The sequence below is a fragment of the Methanosarcina sp. UBA5 genome (assembly GCF_002505485.1).
Classification (GTDB): domain Archaea; phylum Halobacteriota; class Methanosarcinia; order Methanosarcinales; family Methanosarcinaceae; genus Methanosarcina.
In genome coordinates, this window is record NZ_DAVG01000112.1 from 64949 (window position 1) to 82929 (window position 17981).

Genomic DNA, 17981 nt, shown 5'->3' on the forward strand with positions numbered 1-17981 from the left:
TTATAAGCAACCCCACATTCTGTGAGTCTGGGGGATAACTCGTGTGTCTATAATATCAAGCAGGTTTTTCTGCAGTTCCATAATATTCTGTACGGATGCCTGTATAGATCGCGGAGATAGCGGATTCGTCACGTCACGTCCAATCGGGGTTTCAGGCTGGAGGATTACACAGGAGACGTAAGGAGCTATAGCCTCTACGGCTGGAGTTACAGTTTCTAATTCCGTGTTGCTATCTACAACAATCTTGCAAAAGCAATCCCTTGAATTGTTTTTTCTCAAAAGCCTGAAGCACTCTATTGTATTCTCCATATGTGCTTCTCGGGATTCAGGCCCTATACCCCGGAGTGATTCGGGAAGTTTGAAATCTCCTGACACATAAACAACCTTTTCAGTCAGCTTTCTGGCCTGTTCAGGGAGGGTCATATTGGATTCAAGGTAAAGCGGCGAAGTCAGGTTTAGCTTTTCTATGAAATCCGCATGCAAGAGAGGTTCTCCTCCTGTAAGGGAGACAGAATGGAGCCTTTTGAAAGGCTGTAGTATAGCTTCCAGCTGATCAACACTTACAGGGTTTTTGATTTTCTCAAAATTTCCGCTCCCTTCCGCCTGTTCATAATCGCAGGTTCCGGGGTTTGCAAAGTCGGTATCACAGTAATTGCAATTGAGATTGCAGCCAGAAAAGCGGACAAAAGCCTGCCTTGTTCCAACATACGGGCCCTCGCCCTGCACAGAACAGAAAACCTCCCTTATCGGAGCAGAAATAAAGTCAGAGGCTGCCATTATACAACCCCCAGAGACCTGGACTTTCTCAGATCCTTTTCTATATCTTTAAACTCGCGGACATAGGCTTCTCCTATTGCCTGCATAAAGCTTGCAACCTGTTTGTCTTCTCCCATCCCTGCATCTTTCAGATTTCCGTATACATCGTGAGAGACGTTGATGCCGAAGTGGATTTTCTGGGAAACTGCAGAGGTACTTGCAATCGAGACTGTAAGTTTCTTTCCTTTAAGGAAAAGGTCATCTCCTTCCCGTGTTGTCTCCACCCCGAGATCTGCAAGGTATTCTCTTACAAGAGCTGTGAAAAAACGCTGCCGTGCATAGATAAGTTTCAGGTCTGTAGAATCAAAATGTTCTATAATGAAACTTACCATATCTTCGGACCAGATTGATTCGTTTGCACGCCGGTCTTCGAGGTCGATCATGTGCTCGATTTTTACGTCGCATGCTCCTCTGAAAACTACAACCGAGTCTTCCTGAACTCCAAAACTGTTGTAGGCCCAGAGAGAGGAAATCTGGCTCCCGTCATAATCAAATTTTTTAGGTAAAACAATACATTTCATAAAATTCTCTCTGCAAGTTTTTCTGCAAGCTTTTTCTCTAATTCTTTCTTAATGTACTTTGTCGGTATCCTGCCCGATTCCTTTGGTTCAGGTTCCAGGCGTCTCCTTTCGGTTCAGATTCCAAGTCTCTCCAGAAGAGGGTCTTTTACACCTGCATTTTTAAATGCACGTGCCCTGCGCATGCAGCTCTCGCATTTTCCACAGGGAATTTCTCCTCCGTGATAGCAGCTCCAGCTGTACTCAAGAGGAGCTTTTGCTTCTAGAGCTCTTCTGACGATTTCGGTTTTTCCAAGTTCAATTAGAGGAGCCAGTATCTTCACCCCGTTTTGGGTGGAGTAAGAAAAAGCCCTGTCCATTGCCTGCACATAAGTAAGAGAATTGTCAGGGAAAGTGCCTGCCTCTTCTCCATTAAAGCCAACGACAAGATATTTACATTCTTTGCTTTCGGCAAAACTTGCTGTAATATTAAGCATTACCCCGTTTCTATTAGGAACCCAGACGGCCCTTGCTGAAGCATCTGTAATTTCTGCAGGGGCCGCTTCATCAATGTCCTCAAAAGATAAGGATGGGACCTCAACATCCCTGTTAACGAGAGAGGTGGAAGTTATTTCCGAAAGCCAATCCAGCTTTATAACCCTGTGCTCAATTCCGAAGTATTCGCATACCTTTCGTGAGTACTCAATTTCCCTCTCTCTGGCCCTCTGCCCATAATCAAAGGTAATAGCCATATCAATATCAAAATCTTCTGCTGCGATTGCGAGCGCTGCAACTGAATCAAGCCCGCTGCTCAGGAGGGTTATAGCTCTCATTTTTACTCACCAGTTAAACTTTATTAACTCAAGATTTTAACTTTATAATCAAACTCACTATTTAAACTCAAAAGGGAATTTAACTGATTATTTAAACTCAGCAGGAAATCTAACTGATTATTTAAACTCAACAGAAAATTTAACTGATTATTTAATCGAACTAAATTCATCGTTAAAACTCAGTGGGAATTTCCTTGAATTTGTGGTTTCAAGATTTTCCGGGTTTATTGACTCAGGATTACTCATATATATTCTTTCAGGATTCTCGGAATACTCTTCAGGGATTATCTCAATAATACCAGTAACTCATATTTAAAAGTAGCTGTCTTCTTGATGGGAGTTCGGGCTCAGCTCGTGGATTTGTATTGCTCCAGATTAATTCCGAATGCAAGTGGAAAAGCAGCTCCTGTTAAGGTTTAAGCCTAAAGTTCCTACTCTAGACCTCGATTCTAAAAGCCTAATTTCTAAAAGCCTAACTATAAACCGTAATTATAAAATTTATACTTCTTGAAAAAGGCTCTAAAAAATCTGTTTTACCAAATTCTTTTTAGCAAACCGCACTATATATTGAATAGGGAAAGCTAATCGAAGAGGTGGGAATACTTGATTGGAATTATTTCGGACTCACACGATAACATGAATGCTATCCGAAAAGCGGTGGAATTTTTTAATGAAAAAAGGGTAAAAGCCGTGCTGCACGCCGGAGATCTCGTTTCTCCTTTTACCGCGAGAGCCTTTAAGGAATTAGAGCCAAAACTTTACTTTGTATTCGGAAACAACGACGGAGATAAAGTGACACTTACGAAACGGTTTGAAGAAATTGGAGCTACCTCCTGCGGGAACTTTGGAGATCTGACAATTGACGGGCTGCATATTGCCCTTCTCCACGGAACAAATGAGGCGTTGGTCAAAGCACTTGCCAAATCAGGGGAATTTGACGTGGTAATTCGGGGCCATACCCACGATCCAGGTGTCAAAATAGTTGAAGGGGTTCCGGTTATAAATCCAGGGGAATCTTCAGGTGTGCTTTCCGGGAAATCAACGGTTGCCATTCTTGATATTGCAAACCTTAACGTTGAGATAATGCAGCTTGAACTTGACTGATTTTATTTCTCTCTTATTTTTCAGCGTGCTAAGTTTTATTGGCATTTTTTGGCGTTTTTTGGCGCATTTGGAGGAGGGAAACTGAGCCAGATTGGCTGGCGGTAATACCGGAAATTATTTCAGCTTTCTTGCAGTTTACATTTCAATCGTTTTTGAAACAATATCTCATCAAAGGTTGTGAAATAATATCTCATTAAAGGCTGTATTACTCATAACGATTCTATCTCTCACTAATGTTTAAATTTCTCATTAAGGATGTAACAGCCATGGAAGCAACAGGAAAGGACCCTACAAACTATTTACCCGGCAAGGCAGATGAAACAAAAAAGGCTTTCAGAAAAAGGAAAAACACTCTCATTTTTGCCTGCTCTGGCCTTTCTAACACAGGAAAACTTACAATGCAGGCAGCGTCGACTCTTGCTTTCCGAAGGCCTGATCTGTACAGGGCTGCAGCTGCTCACAAAGGAGTTGATGAGGTTGAAGATGCAGTATCAGAAGGCTTTAAGATTCTTGCCCTGGACGGCTGCACGGACCGCTGTGCCACAAAAAAGCTCGATGAAGCCGAGCTCAAAGCCGACGTATATCTGATGGTTACGGAACTCGGAATTGAAAAAACAAGGCCTTCGGATGTGAAGCCCGAATATGTGGAAAAAATTGTCAGGGCTATAAAAGAAGCCTGAATTTAACCTCCCAGCATTACTTTTAATTCCTTATTTTCAATATCAATATCCTCGCCTGAGAATAGCTATAAGTTCATCAGCATGAGGCATTCTCTCTTTGATCTTTGCGCAGACCGAGTCGACATCGTAATCGAGGCGCAGGTGCTCTATTTCTCCGTTTACTGTATCAAAAACGGCACAGCTTGCCCTGGAATCTCCGTCCCTAGGCTGTCCAACTGAACCCGGATTTATTATTGTCAGGTTTCCAAGTTTCCTGTTCATGGGGATATGAGAGTGCCCTACAACAAGAAACTCTGCTTCCACAGGTTCTATTGCTTCGTTTATCATGTTCTGGATTTCTTCATCTGGAGTTTCAGGTTTTATGTATTCGAACATGGAACGGGGGCTGGCATGGATCAGATAGAGCCTTTTTCCATCAATTTCTTCTCTTATCAGGAGGGGAAGTTTCTGAAGATATTCAATCCCTGATCTGTCAAGGATTTCCCAGGTATATTCCCTGGTTGCAATTGAGAGATGCTTATATTTGTACCCGCACTGGCAGTCCACCTTGAAAGCAACTGCATTATCGTGGTTTCCTCTGATTACAGGAATTCCTTGCATACGCAGAAGGTCAATACATTTGTCCGGCTCAGGCCCATAATCAACAATATCTCCGAGACAAATGACTCTATCATAAGGAATTTCCAGAACAGTCTCTAAAGCTTCATAATTTGCATGGATGTCGGCAATCAGCAGTATTCTCATATGTTCCCCTTTTTCCCTTTATTCGCTCTATTTTTGGCTTTTTTCTTTTTATTTCTTATTATTTTTTCTTTGTTTTTACCTTAGATCTCTCCCATTTTATCTCTCAAACATGTAACCCACGTACTCCTATTCCCATTACCAGCAAGATTTGCCTCCATAGATGGATGATTCCAGCTATCAGGTGAAATTGTCTTATTCTCAACTGAAATTATGAAGATAAAATGAAAGCTCCAGTATATGATTCAGAAGTCGCTTTATATTTACTTTGTAAGACCTTCAGCTTTTCACGCTTAATTTCTACTTTTAGTCTTTAATGAGATTTAGACAAGAAATAGTGTACTTTTAAGGAAAACAATTAATTATCCTCATTTCCAAGAAAAGATGATAACTTTTTAACTAGATAACAAGTAAAAAGGATCCTAGTAATATGACTCCTGCAAAAACTACCCAAAATGCCACCCCCCATCTTCCCGAAGATTTTGATTTCCGAATTTCCGGAGTTCTCCCTTACTACTCCTGTTTTCATCAGGAAACTATCAATTTCGTCAAATCCCTGCCATCCAGCCCAAAAATCTGGCTGGATACCGGATGCGGAACAGGATCTCTGGTTAATAAGGCAATAGAGGAATTTCAGGCTACAAAGTTTCTTTTACTTGATCCCTCAGAAGGTATGCTGAATCAGGCAAGGAAAAAACTATCACCCCACCCTGCTGACAGGCTGAAATTCCTGAAAGCTTCCCCTACACAGGAATTCTCTCAAGAATTGGAGGAAAACCCGGACATTATAACTGCGATACAGTGTCATCACTACCTAACCCGTGAAGGCAGAGCCAGAGCTACTGACGTATGTTATAATCTTTTAAAAGAAAGTGGAATTTATATCACCTTTGAGAATATCAGGCCTCTAACCGAGGAGGGAATCCTCGCAGGGAAAAGATACTGGCGCAATTTTCAGTTAACCCACGGCAGGACTGAGGAAGAAGTAAAGAAGCATTTGGAGCGTTTTGATACTGAATATTTTCCAATAACTGTTGAAGAACACCTGAAACTCCTAAGAGGAACAGGGTTCAGGACCGTGGAGTTATTCTGGTACTCTTATATGCAGGCTGGCTTTTATTGCATCAAATAATTGTTTATCTGGTTCTTATTCTCCTAATTCTCTTTCTTATTATTCTATTAAAGGATTTAAAATTATCAATTAGCTGACGAATTTCATCTTATGGAGATACAGTATAATTTTTTTATTAATGAAATGATATTAATATTGATTCTTCATTTGTTTTTCATCACAAAAAACAGAATAAATGGAATATTTATTTTAAAACATATTTGGGTGGCAAAATTATATGGAAGATATAATAATTTATTTACTGATTGGTGCTGCAGCAGGTATTTTAAGTGGATTATTTGGAATTGGCGGTGGGATTATTATTATCCCGGCATTAATTTTTTTACAGGGATTTTCTCAAATAAAAGCCCAGGGGACTTCTCTAGTCGCACTGCTTCCGCCTGTTGGCATACTTGCATTTCTTGAATACTATAAAAGAGGAAATACCGATTTATATGCGGGTATAATCATTTGTATCGCTATGGTTATCGGTGCAAAATTCGGAGCGCAATTCGCAAATATGCTTCCAATGGATATATTGAGGAAGGCTTTTGGTATATTTGTTATATTAGTAGGAATAAAAACTTATTTGGGAAAGTAAGTACTTTGCTGTCTAATGAAAATATCAGAGAATGCCAGTAACTATTCATTCTGTGTAAAGCAGGTCTATTGATATTGATTTCAACGTAAATTCAAATAGGGAGTAAAAGGCCTAATAAAAACCCAGATAAAATTATGCTTTCAGTTGTCGAAATCCCTGAAGCTTTACAGTTGGGAATCCTGAAAAAAGAAATAAAATTAGTACGAAGAATCTTTTCTTTTCGTACTTCTTGAATTTCTCGAATAACCTGTACTGTTCGTATTGCGAGAGCCGCTGCGAGAGTTGCTGCGAGAGTCACTTCGAGTGCCACCGCGAGAGTCACCAGTACTCTTTGAACTTCTTCCCTTTGATTTCTGGGCAAGTTCCACAAAGGGTTTTCGCCCTCTCATTTTGTTTTTGAAGATTTCAAGCAGAGCTTCAGCCTGGGCAAAAGGTACGGTTACGAAGGAGAAGTGGGGGAAAATCTCTGCGTCCATTATTTTCAGTTCGCTGTCTCCTGTTTCCTCCTGGATGAACTCGCACAACTTGTCAGGAGTCATGCCGTCGACTTTTCCCATAGCAATGAACAACCTGGTTTTGCCTTTTCTATCGACATAAGAACTGCCGGAAATCTCTGCGTACATGCTTTCGTCGAACTGTTCTTTGAAAGCGTACTTAAGAAGCGCAGCCAGAATTTTTTCTGCCGGATATTCATTGAGGAGCTTTTCGCTCATCTCAAGGCAGTCGCCGTATTCTTCCATCTTTATAGTAGAGTCAAGTTCGGCTTTTACTCTAGCCCTTTTGGCTTTGATCACATCTTTTATTTCAGGCAGCTTTCCTTTCTTCATTTCTGACTTTGAAGTCTTTTTTATGTAAGTGAGTCGCCTGTACTCATTGGATGTAACAAAGGTGATCGCAGTCCCCTGCTTTCCTGCTCTTCCTGTCCTTCCGATCCTGTGCACGTAGGATTCAGGGTCCTGGGGAAGAGTATAGTTAATAACATGGGTAAGGTCCATGATATCAATACCTCGGGCTGCAACGTCGGTTGCTACGAGGATATTTATCTTCTGTTTCCTGAACTTATTCAGGATTTTTTCCCTTTCGTTCTGGGAGAGGTCTCCGTGCAGAGCATCGGCTGAATAACCTCTGTCTCCAAGCTTCTGGGCAAGCTGGCTAGTATCGGTTTTTGTCCTGCAGAAAATAAGCCCGTAGAACTCGTCTTCAATGTCTATAATCCTGCACAGAGCTTCGAATTTGTCGTTTTCCTTCACCTCGAAGTAGATCTGCTCGGTCAGTTCTGCGACAAGTTCTTCTTTTTTTATGGCAATGTGCTCATAGTTTTTCATATACTTCTTGACGATTCCAAGGATTGCTTTTGGCATTGTAGCTGAAAAGAAAAGCATTCTTTTTTCAGGCCCGGTTGCCTTTAAGATTTCCTTAATATCATCAATAAAGCCCATATTGAGCATTTCGTCGGCTTCGTCCAGCACGAAATATGCGATATGCTCAAGGTTCAAGCTCTTCCGCTCAAGGTGGTCGATGACCCTTCCTGGAGTTCCCACAACAATGTCAACTCCGCTTTTCAGCACCCTGAGCTGCTGGGTCATGGATTGTCCCCCATAAATAGGGACGATATGCACTTTTTTGTCTCCCTTCAGGGAGTTGAGTTCTTCTGAGATCTGAATTGCCAGTTCTCGGGTTGGGGTCAGGATTATTGCCTGTACTTTTCCTGATTTTTCAGGGATTTTTTCTATAATGGGGGCTCCGAAAGCCATTGTTTTGCCGGTTCCGGTTTGAGCCTGCCCTATAATATCACATTCTCCTTTCATAAAAAGCGGGATGACCTTTTCCTGAATTGGGGTTGGTTCTTCAAACCCTTTCTTTTTAAGGGCTTTTAAAGTACTGTCTGAAAGTCCCAATGCCTTAAATTTTGCTAGTTTTTCCATGTACTCACTCTAATATTGACAATTTTTTACAGGTCGTGCAGTTTGCAGACCTGCTGCTTATATTCTCTGCCACATACCCGGCAGTATCCTTTGCGGAAGAGGCCATTTATTGAAACCAGTACATGATACCAGCTAAAAACAGGTAAACACGCCGTATAAATGGTTGATATTCCCCGGGAATGCGAGAAGATGCCTAAGGACCAGGGAAATTCACAACCGAGATACATAAAACTTATACAGCAAAAATTCGATTTTCTTGGATAAGTTCCGGACGCTTTTTTGAGTTATTCCCTGTGATACAGGCAGACGGAATTATTAGATTAAATAATGTTAGATTAAATAACCTTTAACTTGGATAGTTACCCTGTTACACATTCCTGTATATAACCCTTTGCAACTCCTCTAACGAGGTCTTTAATAATAAAGCTTTCTATCATCCGGAAAGGCCCTAAGCCAGATGCCATCGATTTTCAGGAAACCCCGTTTATAGGCAGCAATTACAATACAGGTATAAGCAGCTATTGCAATATAGACAGCAGTTACAGGTTTAATAAGGTGCTTAGAATTTGCAATCAGTGCTTAGAGATTACAGATAAAGCTTCAGATAGGATTTTTCAGATAGAACTGGGAAATATTCAGATACTGTTTATTCAGTAATACCAGCCGTAAAAACAAAGCTCATCGGTTAACATATCTTTAAGAAGGTTCAGCCTCTCGATCGAATTCCTGATCTGTTCGGGCTTATCCAATACTTCTTCACATCCGGTTTCTTCCTGTATTGTTGTGATTCTCAGAAGCTCAGCAAAATTAACGCACTCATCCAGAAAGCTGTTGAACAGCTTGCGGGCCTTTACAAGGCCGTCAGAAGTCCTGAAGTCGGGCTGAACGGTTTTTTCGTACTCTGCCCTCTGCTTCATTTCTGAGACCAGGAAACGTGACTCAACATAATCCCTTGCATTCAGAAGATCCCCTAGGTTCCTGAGATCAGTCCCTATATGCTGAGTAAAATAAGCAATCTCAAAAGCCCACTGCTTATCAAAGTTAGTTTCCGGGCCTGTGTTGGAAAAAGGAATTCTACTCATCAGCCAGTTCATCTCCTGTTCATCTTTCCTTTTCAATATTAACATGCTAGAGGAAAGAATAAAAGCTTAACTAAATTCTCTGGCTCTGTAATGTGTTTTCTGGAATTTTCTTTGGGAGTAAAACGCAGATAATATGTTTTTTCAGAGTTTTTCCTCAGTAAACTTAGGATTCCTTTCTTCACTTAACTTCTCCACTACTTTATTACTCTCACTCCTTTTTCCAGAAAAAGCCCTCCTTCTTGCTTTCTCGTAAAGTTTCAACAAGTTCGGGATTGCCTGCAATCTCCACAATTTCAATCCTGGCACTTATAGGGTTATCTTTTAATATTGTCATGTTGATTTTCCTTAAAAAGGGGATGGGTAAAATGCAATTGAAATACAGTGTTAGAGGAGCCGAACTTTCGGATTTGTATAAAATCATGGTGCTTTATAGGGCTATTGCAGCCCGCTCAGGCGGGATTGCAAGACAAGCCGATGAGATCACTGAAGCTCATGTCCGGAACTTCATCGAGAGATGCCATGAAAAAGGGATTATTCTGGTAATTGAAGACCCTTCAAATCCTGAAACTCTGATCGCGGAAGTTCATACCTGCAGCCCGGGTATAAGGGTTTTTTCGCATCTTTTCAGCGACCTTACAATAGCTGTGCACCCGGACTATCAGGGTAAAGGAATAGGATCATTGCTCTTTCGAACCCTTTTGCAGGAAATAGAATCAAAGCATCCCGAGATCATCAGGGTTGAACTCGTTGCAAAAGAAAGCAATCAAAAAGCCATAAGATTTTACAAGAAATTTGGTTTTAGGGCTGAAGGCAGGCTTGAAAAACGAATTTCCGGCAAAACTGGAGAACTGGAAGCAGACATTCCTATGGCTTGGGTCCGGCAGGAACAAGGACCGCCGTTTTGAGGAAAACAAACAAAGCTAAGCTTTCTAATTAAGAGTTTTTATATCGGCTTTGTCTATTTCAAAAAGAATCAGGATATCAGCTTTGTTCATATTAAGATTAATTTGAATATTGATTTTCTTTTATTTTGTCTTTCGAATTTTATAATATATATCGGCAGGTCGACATTAGATTTTGAGTATTTTATATGATGAAGTTTCTTAAACATTGTGTGAATACTATTTGATTGAAAACTGGCGAACATATGACCCAAATCTCACTATATATAAACAATGATCCGTTTTTGCAATAATTTTAGTATCAGGGGACGATGTGTTTTCCAGCAAAACCACTATCATTAGGAATACTACGAAAAAAATAAACTACCTGCCGAAAGTAGAAACGAAGTAAGGAATCAGTAGAAAACAGAATCAGTAGAAAACAGAATCAGTAGAAAACAGAATCAGTAGAAAACAGAATCGGTAAAAAATACCTTTTACCTGAACGGCTTTTAAGGGAATCCCACTAAAGGATTCCCTTAACTGCCAAATTTAGACCGGAGAACATTCAGTATTGTTTTTCAGGCATAAAATTTAAAAAAATTGAAAAGCAGTATCAAAAAAGAATTAATTTAAAAATTAACTTCTTATTTTGATGGTGCTGCTTTTGGCTTGTCTACTATTGGAACCACTATTTTAATAAATTCCTTAGCACCAGTCTTTGCTCTTTCATTAGAGATTGATATACAATCTTTTGGGCAGCCATTAACGCATTCAGTGCACATAATGCATCTAAATACATTGAGTTCCCATGTTTTATCGGCCTTAGTAACTGTTATTGCATCAGGTGGACATTTCTTTTGACATAGTCCGCAGAGAATACAGTTATCAGGATTGAAAACGATTCTTCCTTTGAACTCCTTAAAAGGTGCCCTTACCTCGAAGGGATAAAGTCTGGTAGCAGGTTTACGAGAAATATTTGTTAGTACAAGGTTTAACATGCCCATTAATATCACCCTTCTTTTTATCTTTCAGTGCAGCTAATGCAGGGATCTATAGTAAGTACAACTATAGGCACATCAGCGAGTTTGACGCCTGGCAGCATAAGTAACAGTGAAGGTATGTTTGCAAAGGTAGGTGTCCTTACTTTAAGTCTTTCCAGATTTTTAGTACCCTTACCTTTCACGTAGTATACAACTTCACCTCTGGGCTGCTCTGCTCTCATAACCGCTTCACCAGTAGGGAAACCCTTTACGCGTGTTTCAATTTCACCATTCGGCAGCTTGGAGATCGCATTCCTTACCAGCTTAATAGACTCGTATATTTCATCGATTCTTACTTTAGTTCTGCCGTAACAATCTCCTTCTTTTGCGACGGCTGGCTTAAAACCGAGATCCCTGTAGATGTCCCAATCTGCGGTATTTCTCACATCAATGGCATTTCCACTTCCTCTAAGTGTAGGACCAGCAGTCCCAGCCTCATATGCGAGTTGCTTTGACATTACACCTAATCCCACAAGTCTTTTCTTTACGGTGTAATTGTTTACGAATACTTTTTCAATGTTTTTGACTTTGGGTTCCAGGTCATCAAGAGTCTTCAGAATCTGATCAATTTGTTCTTTAGTCAAATCTCTGGAAGCTCCTCCTACTTTGGACATTGAGTGTATAACTCTGTTTCCAGTGAATCTCTCTAATAAATCCAGTACGTCTTCTCTGTACTTCCAGCATTCATAAAAGAGACTTTCAAATCCGAATCCATCTGCGAACAGGCCAAGCCAGAGAAGGTGACTGTGAATTCTGCAGAGTTCACTATTTATCACTCTTAAATACTGAGCTCTTTCAGGGACTTCAACATCGAAGAGTTTTTCGACTGCCCTTGAATAAGTTATACCATGGATACCACTGCAGATTCCACAGATTCTTTCGCAAATGTACATCGTTTGATTATAGTCTTTCGTGTCTATAAATTTCTCAAGTCCTCTGTGCACGTAGCCCAGTGAGGGAAGTACTCCAACAACAACATCGTTGTCAATCTCGAGTTTTAACGAAACTGGTTCGGGTAAAACGGGATGCTGAGGACCAAAAGGTATTACAGTTGTCATGTGATTCTCCTCTCAAAATGCTTTAAGCCAAGGGAGTTTTTGGACTGTTTGGCGTTAAGTAAAGGTGGCCCTTGTAATCAATTGCTAAACCTTCGAAAGTCAATCCGAAAAGATCCTGGTACTCATTCTCGATTAAAAGTGCACATAGGTAAATACCTGACACACTCTTTGGTTTCTCACCTGGTTTTACAAAGTACCTTAGGTGCTTTAGTTTGTCATCTTTCTCGAAGATGTATATTAACTCGTGGCCTTCGTTAGCTTTCAGGCATATCATAGTAACGTATCGATAGCCATCATTTTTCAAACCCTCAACCGTTTTTAGCACTTCTGGCATGCTTTTAATATCTGTCACATTTTGGATCACATTATCAAGCATTCGATGGCACCTCGTTTCCTTTCAATTTTACTTCCTTTCCCTTGATATTCCCTTTCTTCTTCTCTTCAAGTATTGAAAGTGCTGCTACTACGCCGTCAAGTATGGCTTCAGGCCTTGGGCAGCATCCGGGAACATATGCATCTACGGGTATAACCTGGTCTACTCCACCTATCACATTATAGCAATCATGGAATATCCCACCTGTAGATGCACAGGCGCCTACAGCTAAAACAACTTTTGGATCAGGAATCTGGTTGTAAATGTTTTTAAGCACATTTACACTCTTATAATTCACTGAGCCTGTAACTACCATTATATCAGCTTGCTTGGGAGTACCGATGTTTAAAACACCGAATCTTTCAGCATCATATAGAGGAGTAAGACAAGCTACTACTTCAATATCACAGCCATTACAACTGTTCACGTTTACATGTATAATCCATGGGGATTTTGCCAAACTCATAAGTGTCCCTCTTTTTAAACTAATTTGGCTTGACTATAGTATAGGTATGCTATGTTCACAATCGAAATTATTAGCAGGACTGACCAACTCAGTTTGAGCATCCACTGCCAGTATACTCTTGCAGTAATGTTGTCTATAACAATTATAAGCAAGTAAACAAGGATACCTATAAGCACACCTATTATTGGGGTTGATGCCCAGAATAAGAATATGAGTCCTGTTAAAAACACGTATTCATAAAAGTGTGCAATCTCAATGGTAGCAAACCCTGGCCCTCCATATTCGGTTGTCATACCTTTAACCAGCTCCTGGTGACCATGGTGAGAGGTTGAATAGTCAAAGGGTGATTTTTTGAATTTTATATTCAGAACAACTATCATTGCTATGAATATAAGAGGCGTATATATCAGCAGAGGGGATGATGCGTCTAACACCGCAGTTAATTTGAAAGTGCCGGTAAGCAGGTAGATTGCAAGAGCATATAAAATCAAAACTGGTTCATAGGATAGTATAGCCATTATTTCCCTTGAACTTCCTACTCTAGCGTATGGAGAACCAGTGCTCATTCCTCCTACAATTAAAGCTAACGAAGCTACTGTGTAGACGAATATTATCATCAAGAAGTCTTGTTTGAAAACCAACATCAAGAGGCTCAGAATTATAAAGACCAGGTACACGATTACGTAAAAGTTTTGAGATGGATTTACAATCATGTTGTCTTTGCTGAGGAGCTTCTTAACATCATAGTATGGCTGCAAGATAGGAGGACCGACCCTACCCTGCAATCTTGCAGTGATTCTCCGGTCAATTCCTGAAGCTAAACAGCCGAGGATAGGAGCACCAATTAAAACAAGAACAATTGTTAAAATATCGTTCATATTCATAATCCTATTCCTCCTAACAATGCAATTGCAATAAGAATTATGGAGATTGCGTATCCGAGTGTTGTAAGTTTACTTTCTCCAAAAGTATTCTGGAGATAGATGTTGGAGACGCTGCTTTTTTCGTAACTGCAAAGTCCATTTCTGAACATTAATCTATCCCTTTCAAGGTTGTTTTCCCCACACATGTAATAGCTAGACATACGAGGAGTAAACATGTTCTTGGTAGCGAGATAGATCAGAATAGCCAGAGCAAGCACTACAAATATCACTATATAAGTAAATGCCCCTATTTCAGTGGTAAATTCTCCCGCTAATCCTGAGATCGCAGGAGCAGCTTTGAGCAAAATATCTACCTGAGGTTTGACGAAATAATCGTATATTGGGAATACAAAAATACTTGTAACTACAATGGCTAATCCAAGTAACGACAGTGGGAAATATGTTTCCAGTTTCTTGTGGGGAACTGCATTTTTATCCATGCTGGATGACAAGATTGTTCCAAGCCACTTAGCATAATAAACTGTAGTGAGTGCACTTCCAAGGATAAGGAAGACTATAACAACAGGGTTGCTTGAAGCAGCTTCCATTGACACCCACTTTGTGAGCAGTACTCCGAAAGGAGGTAACAGCATGGAGACCATTCCCAGAGCTGCAAGAGTGGTGAGAAGAGGAGCCTTCTTTATTAATCCTGACATGTCCTCGATATCTCTGCTTCCTATAGTGTGCTCAATTTCACCTGTGCACAGGAAGAGAAGAGCTTTTGATATTGCGTGGAACAGGATGAGCATAATCGCAGCAGCTACAGCAAGAGGTGTGCCTATTCCAGCACTTGCGATAATTAATCCCAGGTTTGCAATGGTTGAATATGCAAGCACTCTTTTAGCATTTCTTTGAGATAAGGCTAAAGCTGAACACATAACGAAGGTAAAGCTACCATAAACTGCAATGGCTGTTCCAAGAGAGGTGCCAGCATAGGCTGGTACAAGCTTAACAACTAAAAACACACCGGCATTTACCATCGTGCTTGAGTGCAGTAAAGCAGAAACTGGGGTTGGAGCTACCATTGCGCCTAAGAGCCAGCTCTGGAAAGGCATCTGGGCAGATTTCGCAAAACCTCCGACACAGAGTAGGGCAACAGGAAGAGCTACAGCGGCCAGCGCTGCTGCATTAGTTCCAGCGTAAGTTCCAATTCCAGAAAGAGTACTTACATTATTAGTTGCGAGCAGAATTATGCCTATAGATAAAGCAATTCCACCAACAAGGTTTAAAGCCAAAGCCCTGAAACCATTATTTATTCCCTCTTCATCCATGTTGTATGAGATCAACACGAATGAACACAGAGTTGTTAGTTCCCAGAAAAGAAACAGCCATCCTAGTGTGTCAGCCATTACTAGTCCATTCATGGCTGCCAAGAAGAAGCTCATTGTAAAGTAAAATGTCTTTTGCCTATTCAGATGTCTGTGCTCCTCATACTGGTCCATGTATCCTGTTGCGAATAATATAATCGCAGTACCGATTATATTCACAATTAATATCATGACTTGAGAAAATTGATCAATATTAAAAGAAGCACCTTCGACCTTTGGAACATTGGAAAAAGTGTAAGCAAATATAGCTGCTGAAATTATTCCTAGTCCAAGTGTAGGCCAGTTTTTATATTTTGCTGACACAGCAAGAATAAATAGTATTACTAGTACTTCGAGTATAAGGACAACGTTTTCTAACATTGCGAAATTTGGTTCACCAATCTGAACTACTCCAGTACCATCTAATACTAAATTAACTGATAAAGCTGCTCCAAGTATGAATAAAGCCCAAGCAAGAATCTTATATAGAGATTTGGGAAGGGCCACAAATAATAACGAAAACAGTAAGGGTACTATAATTAATAGCATAACGGTGTTTTCTATCATACAGCGTATCCTCCGATCTATTAATCCTCCGATCTGTTTATTCTCTGACTTATAATGCTGGAATTTACGCAACTGAAAAATAGAATCCAATACTAGGACGTTTTTACAACTATTTTTTATATTCCCAAATAGCTTATTATATTGATTTCCCAGTCCAACTGCGCAATTCCTGAGTATATAAGAATATAAATTAATATTCCACAAATATTATAGTATTCTTATATCAAAATCACAAGAAACAATAATATGCGAATAGCGTCGATATAAATTCGACACGTTGCCAATTCTTAATATAACAAAGGCATATTTAAAGATAGTGATTTTCTTTTCACTTTTATATTACTAACGAGAATAATGGACAAAATAGCCCCCAAATATTGTTTTCTTCTCGTTTACATTTCTCGCTATAAATACTACTGAATGCCAATAGATGCTACCAAAGAATTCTGGTACTACTTAAATATCATAAATTAGCATGTACAAAGCTATATTTAAACATACTGATTTTAATTTAATTTTGTATTGCTCCTGAGATTCATTTATTCAACTTCTGCGAAAATCACAGCTTTAAATAAAAATGTAAAAATAAAAGATAAATGATAATGTTAAATTATTACAATAATTAATATAACAAAGTGATATTTAAAGAAAGTGATTTTAACTTATCTTGTGAATATTGAGACTTTACACTAAAGTCCTGAGCCAATCCTAGACAAGGTTTAGAGAAAAGCTCACCATGTAATCTTAGGGATAGATTTAGACTCATACCTAGATTAAAGCTAAATAATCTATGCTCTCTATTCCAGAAAACCAATAAGGAAAATTTTTAAACGTCAACTTGATATGATTTTATGGTGTTTTGCAGTTGGTCTACCAAGGAAGATTCACAAGTAACATTTAATATGTTTATGGCGCCATGTATATTGAACTATTGTCGAGCTGGTTTAGGCAATTGAAAAAATTTAGAGAAGTATTAATGGATCATCGGTTGGGTTAAGTGATGCCAAAATTTGATCATAGTATATTGAAATCCTAAAAAAACCATAACTAATACCTCCACCAATAATTAGTAACGCTATGCCAAAGGGTAACTCATTGTCATCGGTTGCTATAGATAGAAATGAACGAAGGAAAAGAACCAGCCCCATTATAAACAGGATAAAGAACACGGCAGATAAGATTTTAAGAATCACAATTATTGGCAATCTTAGCCATAACATAAGATAAAATATCACTCCTTTGGAACTCTATTACATTTACTTCCTATTATATTGTACTGTATTATAATGTGGGAATATTAATTTGACAAGATAGTTATTAAAGATTCCTATTTATACACCACTTATATAATAATTGAGCTCATCCCAAAACCAAGTTTCTTCTTAAATCAATCAAAGTTTCAGAACTATATTCCATTACAAGAATCTCAATTGATCGTTCAAAACTTGAGATTCAAGGAACCAATTTTGAGTTTTGGGATGAGCTTATTAAGTGTTTTAGAGTTAAAAATGTTATTTTTTATATAATTATTAGGCGAATTTGTTGAATAATTAGCATATAGAATTCAAAGTTGTGCATACTATTTGATAACAAATGCTTTTTTACTTCCTGTGGACAAGGAAAGACAGGACAAAGAAAAGGTACTTTAGGTGCAAAGCCGGATTTGCGCTTTTCTCCTTAATTACTGAGTTTCCTGGAATTATTGGCTGTTTACAACTTATAAGTATTTCTTTCGGCAAAAGCCCCTATCAGCTTATTATTAAGCACTTTTTTCAGGATAATCATTTTGGGAAGGGAAAGCGCAGTAACTGCCATAAGGAAGGCTAGAGCAGTGCCTACTGGAAGTCCTTTTCCAATAAGGTTTTCCACGATTGGGATCATACCCATAACGTTTGAGTATAGGGGCACCCCTATTAATAAATATAAATTTGTCGCCGATATAAGTTTGTCACACTAAGTAAATATTTTATAAT

At 39.3% G+C, this 17981-nt stretch carries 19 protein-coding genes; 5 read left to right on the forward strand and 14 right to left on the reverse strand.

Annotated elements, in window-relative coordinates:
- The 3 genes from BP621_RS13445 to queC form a co-directional block, all read right to left on the reverse strand.
- Entirely contained in the window at positions 1-777 is a 777-nt protein-coding gene (locus tag BP621_RS13445; RefSeq protein WP_292390821.1) for a 7-carboxy-7-deazaguanine synthase QueE, read from the reverse strand.
- A complete protein-coding gene (locus BP621_RS13450) occupies positions 777-1337 on the reverse strand; it encodes a DUF366 family protein (protein ID WP_292390823.1) in 561 nt (186 codons plus the stop codon). The genes BP621_RS13445 and BP621_RS13450 overlap by 1 nt, the downstream gene beginning before the upstream one ends.
- 113 nt (positions 1338-1450) lie before the next feature.
- Positions 1451-2146 carry a 7-cyano-7-deazaguanine synthase QueC gene (gene queC, locus BP621_RS13455; RefSeq protein ID WP_292390826.1) on the reverse strand — a complete coding sequence of 232 codons (696 nt, stop codon included), beginning with the start codon at positions 2144-2146 and terminating at the stop codon, positions 1451-1453.
- Between the two features lie 603 nt (positions 2147-2749).
- On the opposite strand from queC, the gene BP621_RS13460 reads away from it, so the two are divergent.
- Both BP621_RS13460 and BP621_RS13465 read left to right on the forward strand, forming a co-directional pair.
- Positions 2750-3250: a metallophosphoesterase gene (locus tag BP621_RS13460; protein WP_292390829.1), complete on the forward strand. Its 501-nt coding sequence runs from the start codon at positions 2750-2752 to the stop codon at positions 3248-3250.
- Positions 3251-3483: 233 nt separating this feature from the next.
- Positions 3484-3930 carry a putative zinc-binding protein gene (locus tag BP621_RS13465; protein ID WP_292390832.1) on the forward strand — a complete coding sequence of 149 codons (447 nt, stop codon included), beginning with the start codon at positions 3484-3486 and terminating at the stop codon, positions 3928-3930.
- A gap of 42 nt (positions 3931-3972) precedes the next feature.
- Here the strand turns inward: BP621_RS13465 and BP621_RS13470 are convergent, their stop codons facing one another.
- The gene (locus BP621_RS13470) at positions 3973-4674 is read right to left on the reverse strand and encodes a metallophosphoesterase family protein (RefSeq protein WP_292390834.1); all 702 of its coding nucleotides are present in this window, start codon (positions 4672-4674) and stop codon (positions 3973-3975) included.
- 427 nt (positions 4675-5101) lie between these two features.
- Between BP621_RS13470 and BP621_RS13475 the strand changes: the two genes are divergently transcribed.
- Together BP621_RS13475 and BP621_RS13480 are read left to right on the forward strand one after the other, a co-directional pair.
- Positions 5102-5803: a class I SAM-dependent methyltransferase gene (locus BP621_RS13475; RefSeq protein ID WP_292390837.1), complete on the forward strand. Its 702-nt coding sequence runs from the start codon at positions 5102-5104 to the stop codon at positions 5801-5803.
- Positions 5804-6020: 217 nt separating this feature from the next.
- On the forward strand, positions 6021-6383 hold the full coding sequence (locus tag BP621_RS13480; protein ID WP_292390840.1) for a sulfite exporter TauE/SafE family protein: 363 nt from the start codon (positions 6021-6023) through the stop codon (positions 6381-6383).
- Between the two features lie 197 nt (positions 6384-6580).
- Here BP621_RS13480 and BP621_RS13485 read toward each other — a convergent pair whose 3' ends face one another.
- From BP621_RS13485 to BP621_RS13495, 3 genes are all read right to left on the reverse strand, one after another.
- Positions 6581-8308: a DEAD/DEAH box helicase gene (locus tag BP621_RS13485; RefSeq protein WP_292390841.1), complete on the reverse strand. Its 1728-nt coding sequence runs from the start codon at positions 8306-8308 to the stop codon at positions 6581-6583.
- A gap of 650 nt (positions 8309-8958) precedes the next feature.
- Positions 8959-9435, reverse strand: a complete 477-nt coding sequence (locus BP621_RS13490) for a hypothetical protein (protein WP_292390844.1) — start codon at positions 9433-9435, stop codon at positions 8959-8961.
- A gap of 163 nt (positions 9436-9598) precedes the next feature.
- Positions 9599-9724 (reverse strand): hypothetical protein, encoded by a 126-nt coding sequence (locus tag BP621_RS13495; RefSeq protein ID WP_292390846.1) that lies wholly within the window; start codon positions 9722-9724, stop codon positions 9599-9601.
- Between the two features lie 31 nt (positions 9725-9755).
- Between BP621_RS13495 and BP621_RS13500 the strand changes: the two genes are divergently transcribed.
- Positions 9756-10295 carry a GNAT family N-acetyltransferase gene (locus tag BP621_RS13500; protein ID WP_292390849.1) on the forward strand — a complete coding sequence of 180 codons (540 nt, stop codon included), beginning with the start codon at positions 9756-9758 and terminating at the stop codon, positions 10293-10295.
- Positions 10296-10918: 623 nt separating this feature from the next.
- On the opposite strand, the gene BP621_RS13505 is transcribed toward BP621_RS13500, so the two are convergent.
- From BP621_RS13505 to BP621_RS13535, 7 genes are all read right to left on the reverse strand, one after another.
- Complete coding sequence (locus BP621_RS13505; protein ID WP_292390852.1) at positions 10919-11278, reverse strand: 4Fe-4S dicluster domain-containing protein; 360 nt, start codon at positions 11276-11278, stop codon at positions 10919-10921.
- Between the two features lie 17 nt (positions 11279-11295).
- Positions 11296-12372 (reverse strand): nickel-dependent hydrogenase large subunit, encoded by a 1077-nt coding sequence (locus BP621_RS13510; RefSeq protein WP_292390854.1) that lies wholly within the window; start codon positions 12370-12372, stop codon positions 11296-11298.
- Between the two features lie 22 nt (positions 12373-12394).
- Positions 12395-12748, reverse strand: a complete 354-nt coding sequence (locus BP621_RS13515; RefSeq protein WP_292390855.1) for an NADH-quinone oxidoreductase subunit C — start codon at positions 12746-12748, stop codon at positions 12395-12397.
- A complete protein-coding gene (locus BP621_RS13520; protein WP_229396110.1) occupies positions 12741-13211 on the reverse strand; it encodes an NADH-quinone oxidoreductase subunit B family protein in 471 nt (156 codons plus the stop codon). Before BP621_RS13520 ends, BP621_RS13515 begins: the two co-directional genes overlap by 8 nt.
- A gap of 14 nt (positions 13212-13225) precedes the next feature.
- The gene (locus BP621_RS13525) at positions 13226-14095 is read right to left on the reverse strand and encodes a respiratory chain complex I subunit 1 family protein (protein WP_292390857.1); all 870 of its coding nucleotides are present in this window, start codon (positions 14093-14095) and stop codon (positions 13226-13228) included.
- Positions 14092-16008, reverse strand: coding sequence for an NADH-quinone oxidoreductase subunit L (locus BP621_RS13530; protein ID WP_292390859.1), 1917 nt, complete (start codon positions 16006-16008; stop codon positions 14092-14094). Before BP621_RS13530 ends, BP621_RS13525 begins: the two co-directional genes overlap by 4 nt.
- Before the next feature lie 1710 nt (positions 16009-17718).
- A complete protein-coding gene (locus tag BP621_RS13535) occupies positions 17719-17949 on the reverse strand; it encodes a permease (RefSeq protein WP_292391057.1) in 231 nt (76 codons plus the stop codon).
- Positions 17950-17981 lie beyond the last annotated feature (32 nt).

Coding starts and splice junctions, on each gene's coding strand:
- BP621_RS13495 (WP_292390846.1), bottom strand. CDS start 9,724: ATGACAATATTAAAAGATAACCCTATAAGTGCCAGGATTGAAATTGTG.
- queC (WP_292390826.1), bottom strand. CDS start 2,146: ATGAGAGCTATAACCCTCCTGAGCAGCGGGCTTGATTCAGTTGCAGCG.
- BP621_RS13465 (WP_292390832.1), top strand. CDS start 3,484: ATGTTTAAATTTCTCATTAAGGATGTAACAGCCATGGAAGCAACAGGA.
- BP621_RS13480 (WP_292390840.1), top strand. CDS start 6,021: ATGGAAGATATAATAATTTATTTACTGATTGGTGCTGCAGCAGGTATT.
- BP621_RS13520 (WP_229396110.1), bottom strand. CDS start 13,211: ATGAGTTTGGCAAAATCCCCATGGATTATACATGTAAACGTGAACAGT.
- BP621_RS13470 (WP_292390834.1), bottom strand. CDS start 4,674: ATGAGAATACTGCTGATTGCCGACATCCATGCAAATTATGAAGCTTTA.
- BP621_RS13510 (WP_292390854.1), bottom strand. CDS start 12,372: ATGACAACTGTAATACCTTTTGGTCCTCAGCATCCCGTTTTACCCGAA.
- BP621_RS13525 (WP_292390857.1), bottom strand. CDS start 14,095: ATGAATATGAACGATATTTTAACAATTGTTCTTGTTTTAATTGGTGCT.
- BP621_RS13490 (WP_292390844.1), bottom strand. CDS start 9,435: ATGTTAATATTGAAAAGGAAAGATGAACAGGAGATGAACTGGCTGATG.
- BP621_RS13500 (WP_292390849.1), top strand. CDS start 9,756: ATGCAATTGAAATACAGTGTTAGAGGAGCCGAACTTTCGGATTTGTAT.
- BP621_RS13450 (WP_292390823.1), bottom strand. CDS start 1,337: ATGAAATGTATTGTTTTACCTAAAAAATTTGATTATGACGGGAGCCAG.
- BP621_RS13515 (WP_292390855.1), bottom strand. CDS start 12,748: ATGCTTGATAATGTGATCCAAAATGTGACAGATATTAAAAGCATGCCA.
- BP621_RS13475 (WP_292390837.1), top strand. CDS start 5,102: ATGACTCCTGCAAAAACTACCCAAAATGCCACCCCCCATCTTCCCGAA.
- BP621_RS13530 (WP_292390859.1), bottom strand. CDS start 16,008: ATGATAGAAAACACCGTTATGCTATTAATTATAGTACCCTTACTGTTT.
- BP621_RS13485 (WP_292390841.1), bottom strand. CDS start 8,308: ATGGAAAAACTAGCAAAATTTAAGGCATTGGGACTTTCAGACAGTACT.
- BP621_RS13445 (WP_292390821.1), bottom strand. CDS start 777: ATGGCAGCCTCTGACTTTATTTCTGCTCCGATAAGGGAGGTTTTCTGT.
- BP621_RS13505 (WP_292390852.1), bottom strand. CDS start 11,278: ATGGGCATGTTAAACCTTGTACTAACAAATATTTCTCGTAAACCTGCT.